We start from the raw sequence: 12,375 nt of genomic DNA on the forward strand, positions 1-12,375 counted from the left end.
ATTAGTAGTTAAAAAAGCGCCTATTGGCGCTTTTTTTGTATCTTTTACGTTTGCTACGTACACACTCGTCACATACTAACTCATTTTTCTTATACTGCTTGCCGGTGCAATCCGCATTACCCAATGAAGCAAAGCCCAAGGCCAGCTAGGTACATAAGCATTCGCTTTTTCTTTATTGATGGCTTTGACTAACGCACGACACCCCACATCGGTATCCACAATAAAAGGCACTTTTTCCACTTTTTCGTTAATTTCACTGCGGATAAAGCCCGGATGAATGCAGCTTACGTTGATGGGTGTATGCATCACATCCATTCTTATGCCCTCTGTCATTGAGGTTAAGCCTGCTTTTGTTGCCGCATATACCGTCATAGCCCGTCGAAAACCTCGCACTGCGCTAATAGATGAAATAGTCACAAGATGGCCAGAATTTTGTGCTCTAAAAATAGCCATGGCAGCTTCACACTGAGCAAGCGCAGAGACAAAATTTGTAATCGCGGTTTGTTTATTGGCATGAAAATACCCTGTGCCAATGGAAGCGCCTTTTCCCATTCCCGCATTCACAATAACTCTGTCCACCTGCCCCATGTCTTCCTTAAAATCGTTGAACACGTCAAACACAGCATCATGATCGTTTACATCGAGCGAGCGAATAAAAACCTGAATGTTGGCATTTATCTCAAGCAACTCATTCCTTAAGCTTTCTAAGTTCTCAAAACGGCGAGCACAAAGCGCAAGATTGCACCCTTGTTTAGCGAACTCAATCGCCATACCTTTACCTAAGCCAGAACTGGCGCCTGTTATCAGAATATTTCGTCTTATTGTCATTATCTTTTCCTGATGTCATCTTGTTTTTCACCACGCAAACGTCGGTAACTTGCGTGAGTTGGCTGTTGCAGTAAACCAAGCACTGCATCTAGGTTTTATGTACCATTGAATCAGTCTACTGCCTTTATACTCAAATAAAAATGATGCCTGATGATAAGAAGCTATAAATCCAATTCATAGTGGGTGCCTTTAAATGTAAAGACCGGGTTTGTAACACAATGGTCAAGCAAGCGTCACGGTTCTGTCAATTAGTGGCCATATAGTGGCGTTCCAAGGCAATCGCTTTGGGACCTTGCTATGAAGAAAACACACTATCGCACACTTTGGCTTTCAGACATTCACTTGGGTAACCGTGACTGTAAGGCTGAGTACCTCTTGTCATTTTTGAACAATATTACCGTGGATACCCTTTATTTGGTGGGTGACATTGTGGATATGTGGCAAATGACAAAACAATTTCGCTGGCCGAAAACACACAATCAAGTGATGCACAGACTTATGCAAATGGGTCAAGAAGGCACGCGTGTTGTGTATCTTCCTGGCAATCACGATGAACCTATTCAGTCATATTCCGGCATGGCATTTGGTGACATCGAAATTGAGCGTCAACTGGTACACACTACCGCACAGGGCAAACGTTACCTGGTGCTGCACGGCGACCAGTTTGATGGCGAAGTTACCATGGGTAAATTCCACGCATGGATTGGCGACAAAGGCTACGATTTACTCTTGTTTCTCAACCGTGAATACAACCGTTTCAGAAGCTGGAGAAAGCGAGAGTATTGGTCTTTAGCAGGCTACATCAAAAAGCACATTAAAGGCGCCAACGAGGCGATTGCTCGCTATCGAGAAGCCTGCTGCCAACGGGCAGCTGAAATGCAGCTTGATGGTGTTATTTGTGGCCACATCCACCACCCAGAAAGCAGTATGGAAAAGGGAATTCACTACATTAACGATGGTGACTGGGTTGAAAATTGTAGTGCCCTTGGCGAAGACATGGAGGGGAACTTATCACTTATTTATTATTTAGAAGAAATGGAAAGCACAAATAACGTCACCCCTATCAAGGCAAAAGCCTCTACCTCGAAAGCAGCATAACTCATCTGAATAGAGGCACACCGAATGTAGTGTGCCTTCCCTTCAATGCGAAAAAGCAATGCCGAAATACCAATGTCAAATAAGTGACATCAAACTGTGTGAAAAACGTCACATTGCCCTGTTAAAGTTCGCCAAAAACCGAGAATGACTATGTTTACTGTTGATGAAGTACTAAATAAACACTACCCTCAGGTGGCAAATAATCCGTTATTATTCAAGTCGCTGTCTTTTGTATTGCGACATTTACTCCATGAGCGAGAAATTACGGAGTTTGGTGAAACCTACCCGCACTATGAAGATATTGATTTTGTAGAGCAAGTGCTTGAATACTTCAATATCAGTTATTCTACCCGCGACGTTGAAAAAGAGCGTATTCCTACCGAAGGACGGGTTGTCATTATCGCGAACCATCCCATAGGCTCGCTGGATGCATTGGCGCTGATTAAACTGGTTAGCGAAGTTAGGCACGATTTAAAAGTGGTGGCTAACCAAATGCTTATGGCCATCGAGCCCCTGCACGATATGTTGCTTCCCGTTAATAACATGCAAGGCGGCACGCCAAAACAACACTTATCTGCCATTCAATCTCACCTAAAATCAGAAGGTGCTGTACTGATTTTCCCTGCTGGGGAAGTTTCCCGCTTACGCCCACAAGGCGTAAGAGATACACGCTGGCACTCTGGTTTTCTGCGCATGGCACGACAAGCGAAGTCCCCTATCCTTCCCGTGTATATTGATGCCAAAAATAGTCCGCTATTTTATGGTGTGTCTATGGTGTACAAACCGCTGGCCACCGCATTGCTAGTAAAAGAAATGTTTAAACAGCGCAAAAAACACCTTCCTATGCGTATTGGTGAACTCATCCCGTTTGAGTCATATCAGCAAACCACTATTTCGCTTAAAGATCAGGTAAAACTATTTAAACGCCACTTGTATCGTATAGGCAGCAATAAAAAGGGCATATTTGACACCCAGGCCCCCGTCGCCACGCCAGAAGACAGAAAGGAACTTTCACGGGCGATAAAACAGTGTGAGCACCTTGGTCAAACAACCGATGGTAAGTCTATCTACTTGTACCAACACAAAAATTGTTCTCCCATCATGCGAGAGATTGGTCGCCTGCGTGAAATTGCCTTTCGCGCCGTGGGCGAAGGTACCAATAAACGTCGCGACATCGACACCTACGATAGCCACTATTATCATTTGGTTTTGTGGGATGAAGTAGACTTAGAAATTGTTGGCGCTTATCGATTTGGCGATGCTCAATTGCTTACCCAAGAAGATCACCCCACAGGCTTATACTCTGCCACCCTCTTTGACTACAAAGAGGGTAACGACGCTCTGTTTGAGCAAGGGCTAGAGCTAGGACGAAGCTTTGTGCAACCTCGCTATTGGGGTAAACGCAGTTTAGACTATCTGTGGTTTGGTATTGGCGCATTTCTCAATCAATACCCTAAATATCGCTACCTATTCGGGGCAGTGTCACTCAGTAATGCCTACCCGCAACCGGCGAAGGATCTTATTGTTCAGTTTTACTCCACTTACTTTCCAGCCAAGTTCGGTCATGCAGAATGCAAACGCCCTTACCAAATGTCTCAGGAAATCATCCATACCTTTACTGGCAATGACTACAAAGCTGAGTTTACGCAACTTAAGCACTTGCTCGCTAATATGGGGGTTAATGTTCCTACCTTATACAAACAATACAGTGAAGTATGCAAAGACGGAGGCGTGGCTTTCTTAGGCTTTAACGTTGACCCAGATTTCAATGACTGTATTGATGGTTTAGTGGTGGTAGATTTAGAGACCTTAACCACCAAAAAGCGTAAACGCTATTTGGGCGACGTAAACTTAAAACAATCGGCCTAACCGCGGAGACGGTAATGCTTGTTCATCAAAAGAGCGCCTATCTATGTGATAGGCGTTTTTTTATAGGTCAATATTCTATCTAATGGTGCCGGCCTACCCTCAAGCGGCCTCGGAAAATTAGCGCTGGCGGCGAATTTATACCGTTAAACTCAATAGCACATCAGTGTAGATGTCTTCTAAGGTGACTAAGTCCGATAAGTGAATATGTTCATTAATTTGGTGAATAGTGTCATTAGGCACGCCGACTTCTACCACTTGTGTTTGCTCGCTGGCAAAGAAGCGCCCGTCGGACGTGCCACCAGAGGTGCTTACCACAGGGTAACGCCCGGTGGCGTTACGAACCGCTCGCTCAACGAGGTTAATTAGACAAGCGCCGCCTTTGCTCTGCGTCGTGATATAAGGTTCACAAGGGCGAGACCAGGTTAACGTGGCATTAGCGTCTACACTTTTTACCAATTGTGTTAATAAATCGCTTAAGGTTTGTTCGTTATATTGCCACGAGTAGCGAACATTAAACTCAATGCGCGCTACACCAGGAACTAAATTATCAGTAAATTTACCGCTGTCGATATGCGTCACTTGTAGGCTGGTTCCCGGAAAGTCCGCACTGCCTTCATCAAAGGCGTAACGGGTTAAGGTATTTACCACTGTCGCGGCGATGTGAAGAGCGTTAACGCTGCTTTTCGGATAAGCCACGTGGCCTTGTTTGCCATGAATGGTAATCGCCCCAGACAACGAGCCTCTGCGTCCTACTTTAATGGTATCACCCGTATGCTGGGTGGCCGTTGGTTCGCCAACTAAACACATATCCAGGGTAACCTGCTGCTCTTTGAGATAGGATGCTATCCACTTAGAGCCGTACTCAGCCTCGCCTTCTTCGTCGCTAGTAATAAGCCACCAATAGCTAATTTCACCTTGGTTGAGATAAGCTATTGCTCTTTCGGTGGCCGCCAACATAGCAGAAAGCCCCGTCTTCATATCCGCTGCTCCTCGACCGTACAGCTTATTCTCACTGATAACGGGAGAAAAAGGTGGTGACTGCCATTTTGCTAGAGGACCGGGTGGCACAACATCAGTATGCCCTGAGAAAGCAAAGTGCAAAGGGCCGTGTCCCCAACGGGCAATAAGGTTTGTGACGCCGTTAACCTTATGCTTAGTGCATGAAAAACCAAGCTTTTGAAGGCGATAAATGAGGTAACTTTGGCAACCCGCGTCTTTGGGTGTTATCGACTCGCGCGCCATAAGAACTTCTGCAAAATGTATACTTCTGGCCTCTTTAGCATGATGCGGTGCGGCTTGATTCATAATAACATTCAGTATTCAGATGACTTTGCTATATTAGACAAAGGGAAGATGACAGCGACATAACAGAAATGAGACAAGCCAATGACAAGCTTTGTGTCATCAAGGAAGTCCTTTTTATCTTTAAGAAGCGTAGTACTATAAGACGTACTCGCAATGATGGAGCTAATCTGTGTTAAAAATATTTGTCCTTATACCCATTTTACTTTCGTTACTCTGGTTGGGTTACCTTAAAGCTAACCATTATTCGGTGTCACAGGGTAAACAGGGCTTTATGTATATTTTGGTTTTATCTGCGGTCATTGCATTGTTTTATACCCTTATGTTGTTTCTTACACACTAAAAAGCCAGCCTAAATAAAAAAGCCCTCAATTTATTGGATAGTCCAACTATTGAGGGCTTTTTATTTAGGCTGGCTTTAAATATATGCGCACGTCACGCAGTTAATACGGCCTGTTATAGCGACGGGGAGATGGTGACATCCGCGTCGGCACGAAGCCCTTCTACAAATTGCTGGTAAACACGCTGACCATGCATAGCAGAGAGGCGTTGCTTCAATGTACTCGCCACACTCTCTTCTAACGCAGGTGCAGGATTAACATGAGTAAGTTCCACAATGGCTACGTCGCCACTTACCAGTGACACATAATCGTATTGACTACCTTCACCCAATGCCAATGTGAACACTTTATCCACAATAGCGCGATTTACTGTGCTGCCGGAACGAGCAATACCTTCTGCCGCTTCCCAGTTCAGTGATTTTTCAGCTAACGCGTCATCAATAGACTCGCCTTTTTGTAGCTGATTAACTCGCTCTCTCGCCCACGCTTGAGCAGCTTCTTGTGCTTTTTGGTCTTGAAGCGAAGCTACGATGCCTTCACGTACTTCCTCAAGCGATTGAGTACGTTGAGGTTCATGTTCAACCACTCTAACCACTACCACAGTTTCATCGTCAATTTCGATGATGTCACTATTTACACCCTCTTCAATAAGCTCTGAAGAAAATGCCGCTTCCAGTACTGCTGGGTGGTCTAAAGCTGTAGGCGCCATATTGCGGCTAAACAGCGCCGTTTCTTGCACTGTTGCATCAACGGCATTGGCCACATCTTCAAGCGTATCTGGTACTTCAAATGCAATTTCAGCCATTAGATTTTGATCTTCAAAATAGGCTTCCGTTGCTTTATCAAGTAATAACGACTCGCGAATATCGCTTTTTACATCTTCAAATGCTGTGGTGGTTGAAGGCTTTATGTCGGTTAGCTTTATAATATGAAAACCGAATTCGCTTTCTACCACGTCTGATACCTCACCGACGTTCTCAATAGCAAACGCAGCTTCATCAAACGCCGGATCCATAGCATCTTGCGTGATATAGTCTAAGTCACCACCGGCTTCTGCCGAAAAGGTGTCCTCAGAAGAGGTTTCAGCTAAGGTAGCAAAATCAGCCCCCGCTTTAATCTCAGCAAGTAATGCTTCAGCTTTTGCCCGGGCCGCTTCAGTGTCGTCGCCAAATTCAATAAGAATGTGCGAAACACGACGCTCTTCTTCCGTTTGGTAACCCGCTAAATTATTCTCGTAATAGCTGCGAACTTCATCATCATCTACAGATACGCGAGATTTCAGATCGTCAATAGATAACATCACATAAGCTAATTTAACCTGCTCTTCAGTATCGAAAGCGGCAATATTTGCGTTGTAGTACGCATTAATATCATCTTCGGTAACCTCAACACCCTCAGAGAATGAGGCTGAATCAATAACAAGATAGTTAGCGTCACGAGTTTGGCCTTGCAGCGTATTGGCTAACTCAACTTCACCTTCCAACGCAAATGCAGAGTTAGTCAAAGCAGCAGCCAATTGATTTTGTGTCATTTGCGTACGCAAGTAATCACGGAAATCCGCTACTTGAAAGCCATTTTGACGCAAAATGGTTTGGAATCGTTGATTGTCGAATTGACCACCAAATTGGAATTCCGGCATTTGTGTGATGGTTTCTTTAATTTGCTCATCACTGACTCTAAGCCCTAATGCTACCGCTTCTTGCTGAATAAGCTTTTCGGCAATTAAACGGTCAAGAACATTGCGCTTAAAGTCACTTAGGTACTGCTCACTTGAAAATAACTGGGCAATACTTTCACCAAATTGAGACTCCATTTGCGCGCGTTGATTTTGGTACGCTCGCTCTAATTCTTGTGCGGAAATCTCTTCGCCATTCACCGTTGCGACTGCGGTAGAACCTGATGAAGTCAGGTAGCTGCCTACGCCAGCAAAGACGAAACTTAATACGATGAGCGCAATAATGGCCATCGCCCAAGGGCCTTGAGAACCTTCTCTGATTCTTTCTAGCATGATTGTTCTTCAACTCCGTTGCTTACTACACTTACCAAGTACACAACCCTAAACGAATTACGCAATTACCTTGGCAAAATAAGCGCTGATTATAACCTAATACGTGGGAAGATAAATGGCCTAACATGAACTAATAACAATTAGATGGGAACAAGACGCATGCTTGTTGAAAGGACACTTAGCTTGCCTATGTAGTAGGCAGTGATATGACACTACAAATAAAAAAGGCGATGGACTAGCCATCGCCTTTTCAATAATATTTTTGCTTAGTTACAAGCGTCTTTCAGTGCTTTACCAGCTTTGAAAGAAGGAACTTTCGCTGCTGAAATCTGAATAGTCTCACCAGTTTGTGGGTTACGGCCACTGCGAGCTGAACGTTCGCGAACTGAGAAAGTACCAAAACCTACTAGTGCTACCTGATCGCCTTCTTTTAGCGCTGCAGTAACTGAGTCAGTGAATGCATCAAGAGCGCGGCCAGCGGCTGCTTTAGAAATGTCTGCACCAGCAGCGATTTGGTCGATTAGTTGAGACTTGTTCACAATTATGATCCCCTTCGATTGTTATTATACTGTTTGTCCAAAACGATTTGATTGAACGTTATAGCAAGCTTGATCTTTAAGTTCAAGCAATCTGTCACAAATAGTTAACTTTTGTTGAATCGCTGCAATCCCTTTTGTGGCAAGGCTTCAAGCGAATACAAACTAAAGGTAACACAACTTCTGCGACTTGAAAGCCCTAATTTGAAAAAAAATGGCGATTTACAAAGGTTATGCACATTTTTTAAACAAATATTAAAGAAAAATGGCTACACCCCTTTAAAATAAAGCGTTGCAGCCGGTTTTTTTTATGACTTAGTGACAACTTCAAATTTGTCTACTGGTTCTTGAAGTGCGATATCTAACACTTCATCTATCCACTTAACAGGATGAATACTTAAGTCTTTTTTCACATTTTCTGGAATTTCTTCCAAATCACGTTCATTGTCTTTCGGTATCACCACCGTTTTGATGCCACCACGATGTGCTGCCAGCAGTTTTTCTTTCAACCCACCAATGGCTAAAACCTCTCCACGCAGCGTTATTTCACCTGTCATGGCCACTTCGCATTTCACCGGGTTACCGGTCAATGTTGAAACGAGGGCGGTACACATAGCAATACCTGCACTAGGGCCATCTTTCGGTGTTGCCCCTTCTGGTACGTGCACATGGATATCACGTTTCTCGTAAAAATCGTCGTTAATGCGAAGTTTTTCAGCACGGCTTCGCACGACTGTCATGGCCGCCTGAATAGACTCTTGCATGACATCCCCCAGTGATCCCGTAGAAGTCATCTTGCCTTTACCGGGTACCGCGGTGGTTTCTATTGTTAGTAAGTCACCACCTACCTGAGTCCAAGCTAGGCCAGTAACTTGTCCAATTTGGTTATCTTTGTCAGCCTTACCATAATCAAAACGTTGTACGCCTAAGTAATCTTTTAAGTTGTCTTGGTTAACCACCACTTTGTCTTTACTTTTCGTCAGCAGGATATCCTTCACTGCTTTACGACAAACCTTAGACACTTCACGTTCTAAGCTTCGTACGCCCGCTTCACGGGTGTAGTAGCGTATCATACCAATTACAGCAGAATCGGTGATTTCCAACTCTTTTGCTTTTAAGCCATTACGCTCCATTTGCTTACCAATTAAATGATTCTTGGCAATATTGAGTTTTTCGTCCTCTGTGTAACCCGACAATCGAATCACTTCCATTCTATCTAGCAATGGCCCAGGGATATTCATGCTGTTAGACGTGGCAACAAACATGACATCAGACAAGTCATAGTCAACTTCAAGATAATGATCGCTGAAGCTGTTGTTTTGCTCAGGGTCAAGGACTTCCAATAGCGCTGACGCAGGATCACCACGCATATCTGAAGACATTTTGTCGATTTCATCTAACAAAAACAGTGGATTTTTTACGCCAACTTTTGCCATTTTCTGAATGAGCTTGCCAGGCAAAGAACCAATATATGTTCTTCTGTGTCCACGGATTTCCGCTTCATCACGTACGCCACCTAACGCCATACGAACGTATTTACGCCCGGTCGCTTTAGCCACTGACTGGCCAAGAGACGTCTTACCTACCCCTGGCGGCCCCACTAAACAAAGGATAGGACCTTTTAATTTTTTGACACGCTGCTGGACGGCAAGGTATTCAAGTATGCGCTCTTTAACTTTTTCGAGTCCGTAATGGTCTTCATTAAGCACGACTTCCGCCCGTGACAAATCTTTCTTCACTGGCGAACGCTTATTCCACGGCACATTGGTAAGCCACTCTATGTAGCTACGAAGCACCGTGGCTTCCGCCGACATAGGCGACATCATTTTAAGCTTTTGCAGTTCAGATTTCGCTTTATCTTCTGCCTCTTTCGGCATTTTAGCGTCAGCAATTTTCTTCGAGAGGGCTTCAAATTCGTCAGGCGCGTCATCCAGTTCGCCTAATTCTTTTTGAATGGCTTTCATTTGCTCATTCAAATAGTATTCGCGCTGACTTTTTTCCATCTGCTTTTTAACGCGAGTACGAATTTTCTTCTCGACTTGCAATAAATCTATCTCGCCTTCCATCAAGGCCATAAGATATTCTAGGCGCTCATTCACCCCTTTCATCTCTAGTACTTTCTGTTTTTCAGTCAGTTTTAGAGGCATGTGAGCCGCCATTGTATCGGCAAGGCGTGCAGCATCATCGATACCGTTTAGCGAGGTCAGTACCTCTGGTGGTATCTTTTTATTAAGTTTCACATAGCCTTCGAATTGAGATACGGCTGAACGAATGAGGACTTCCTGTTCGCTTTCATCGATGGCTTCGTCTTCAATTTTAGACACGGTGGCCACGAAATAAGGTTCGGACTGTTCATAACTTTCTACCTGACCACGAACACTGCCTTCTACAAGTACCTTTACCGTGCCGTCAGGTAGTTTTAGCAACTGAAGAATGGTCGCTATGGTACCTACGTTGTAAATATCTTCTGATTCAGGTTCATCTACACTCGCGTCTTTTTGCGCAGCAAGAAAGATTTGCTTGTCATTGTCCATTGCCGCTTCTAAACAGCGGATTGATTTCTCACGCCCAACAAATAAGGGTATGACCATATGTGGATAAACGACCACGTCCCGCAAGGCAAGTACAGGAATTTCAATGCGATTCTCACGCTCAACTGTCATACGTGTTCTCTATTAGTTTGCAATGTCGATTTATATGGGGATGCAAAGTCAAAGTTCAATTAAAACTTATTAAAGTGCATGTAATCCCACCCTTTTACTTAACCATTATCGATTTTAGACCGCATGGCAACACTTAGTTAGTAAATCTGGCAGAAAGGATAGCTAAATTAAGACTGATAGCTTAAATATCCACCAAATGAGGTTGCTAGGGTTAATTTGATTTTGCCACCTCTTACTTTTTTAAAAGACGAAAAGGGAAGCGTGAGTGGCCTTGGCTTTCGCCAAGATTCGATTTTTTTGAATGTTGAATGGGTGTGAGGAAAACAAAGATAAGAGGGGCTAACAACAAAAAGGCCCTTAACGGGCCTTTTCTAAAATGGCTTACTCAGAAGCCGCTTTCTTTTCGTTACTGTCATAAATAAGAATGGGCTTAGACTCGCCGCGTATTACGGTTTCATCAATAACCACCTTACTGACATCGTCCATTGAAGGCAGCTCGTACATAGTGTCGAGTAGAACGGCTTCAACAATAGAGCGAAGGCCTCGTGCACCGGTTTTACGCTGCATGGCTTTTTTCGCAATAGCATGTAGTGCGTCGTCGCGAAACTCTAGCTCTACCTCTTCCATATCGAAAAGGGCTGCGTATTGCTTTGTAATCGCATTTTTAGGTTCACGAAGAATCTGAATTAACGCATCTTCGTTCAACTCTTCAAGACTGGTTACTACCGGTAAACGCCCAATAAACTCGGGAATCAAGCCGTATTTAACCAAGTCTTCAGGTTCAACCTGTTTAAACAACTGACTAATTTCTTGCTTATTGTCGGTAGACTTCACTGATGCGCCAAAGCCAATGCCTGCGCCAGTTTGTGCTCGTTGCTCGATAACTTTATCAAGCCCTGCAAATGCACCACCGCAAATAAATAAGATTTTAGAGGTATCTACCTGAAGGAATTCCTGTTGAGGATGCTTGCGTCCACCTTGTGGAGGCACAGAGGCAACCGTTCCTTCAATAAGCTTAAGCAATGCTTGCTGTACACCTTCACCAGACACATCACGGGTAATAGATGGGTTGTCTGACTTACGAGAAATTTTGTCAATTTCATCAATGTATACAATACCGCGTTGCGCTTTTTCCACTTCATAGTCACATTTTTGCAGTAACTTTTGAATAATGTTTTCTACGTCTTCACCCACGTAACCGGCTTCAGTTAGCGTGGTGGCGTCTGCCATAGTGAAAGGAACGTCTAATAGCCGTGCTAGGGTTTCTGCCAGTAATGTTTTACCACTGCCTGTAGGGCCAATAAGCAAGATATTACTTTTGCCTAATTCAACCCCATCGTGCACGTCACCGTTACGTAAACGCTTATAGTGGTTATACACTGCTACCGACAATACCTTTTTGGCATGTTCTTGGCCAATAACGTAATCATCAAGGTGTGAATGAATTTCACTTGGTTTCGGTAAAGCATCCTGCTTTTGCTTTGGCGCGATTTCCTTGATTTCTTCGCGAATGATATCGTTACATAACTCTACACACTCGTCGCATATAAATACCGACGGGCCTGCAATTAATTTTCTTACTTCGTGTTGGCTTTTGCCACAAAACGAGCAGTACAGTAACTTGTTGTCACCATCACCGCTTTGTTTATCACTCATTACTTTTGCCTCTGCCTTGCCTGAACCTAAAACCAAAGTGTGCTATGCACATGTTCAGGACTACTATAACTATA

The 12,375-nt window shown here is 44.0% G+C and carries 8 protein-coding genes; 2 read left to right on the forward strand and 6 right to left on the reverse strand.

Annotated features, from left to right (window positions below; all coding sequences use genetic code 11):
* Positions 1–75: 75 nt before the first annotated feature.
* A complete protein-coding gene (locus EP13_RS12495; RefSeq protein ID WP_044057581.1) occupies positions 76–828 on the reverse strand; it encodes an SDR family oxidoreductase in 753 nt (250 codons plus the stop codon).
* Positions 829–1,125: 297 nt separating this feature from the next.
* Between EP13_RS12495 and EP13_RS12500 the strand changes: the two genes are divergently transcribed.
* Entirely contained in the window at positions 1,126–1,926 is an 801-nt protein-coding gene (locus EP13_RS12500; protein WP_044057582.1) for a UDP-2,3-diacylglucosamine diphosphatase, read from the forward strand.
* A gap of 150 nt (positions 1,927–2,076) precedes the next feature.
* On the forward strand, positions 2,077–3,795 hold the full coding sequence (locus tag EP13_RS12505; RefSeq protein ID WP_044057583.1) for a GNAT family N-acyltransferase: 1,719 nt from the start codon (positions 2,077–2,079) through the stop codon (positions 3,793–3,795).
* Between the two features lie 135 nt (positions 3,796–3,930).
* Here the strand turns inward: EP13_RS12505 and dapE are convergent, their stop codons facing one another.
* The 5 genes from dapE to clpX all read right to left on the reverse strand — a co-directional run bounded on the left by dapE (position 3,931) and on the right by clpX (position 12,301).
* Positions 3,931–5,100 (reverse strand): succinyl-diaminopimelate desuccinylase, encoded by a 1,170-nt coding sequence (dapE, locus tag EP13_RS12510; protein WP_044057584.1) that lies wholly within the window; start codon positions 5,098–5,100, stop codon positions 3,931–3,933.
* 453 nt (positions 5,101–5,553) lie between these two features.
* Positions 5,554–7,446: a SurA N-terminal domain-containing protein gene (locus EP13_RS12520; RefSeq protein ID WP_044057586.1), complete on the reverse strand. Its 1,893-nt coding sequence runs from the start codon at positions 7,444–7,446 to the stop codon at positions 5,554–5,556.
* A 266-nt stretch (positions 7,447–7,712) separates the two neighbouring features.
* Positions 7,713–7,985: a nucleoid-associated protein HU-beta gene (hupB, locus tag EP13_RS12525; RefSeq protein ID WP_044057587.1), complete on the reverse strand. Its 273-nt coding sequence runs from the start codon at positions 7,983–7,985 to the stop codon at positions 7,713–7,715.
* Positions 7,986–8,290: 305 nt separating this feature from the next.
* The gene (gene lon, locus EP13_RS12530) at positions 8,291–10,645 is read right to left on the reverse strand and encodes an endopeptidase La (protein ID WP_044057588.1); all 2,355 of its coding nucleotides are present in this window, start codon (positions 10,643–10,645) and stop codon (positions 8,291–8,293) included.
* Between the two features lie 381 nt (positions 10,646–11,026).
* Entirely contained in the window at positions 11,027–12,301 is a 1,275-nt protein-coding gene (clpX, locus tag EP13_RS12535) for an ATP-dependent protease ATP-binding subunit ClpX (protein ID WP_044057589.1), read from the reverse strand.
* Between the last annotated feature and the right edge of the window lie 74 nt (positions 12,302–12,375).

It is taken from the genome of Alteromonas australica (assembly GCF_000730385.1).
Classification (GTDB): domain Bacteria; phylum Pseudomonadota; class Gammaproteobacteria; order Enterobacterales; family Alteromonadaceae; genus Alteromonas; species Alteromonas australica.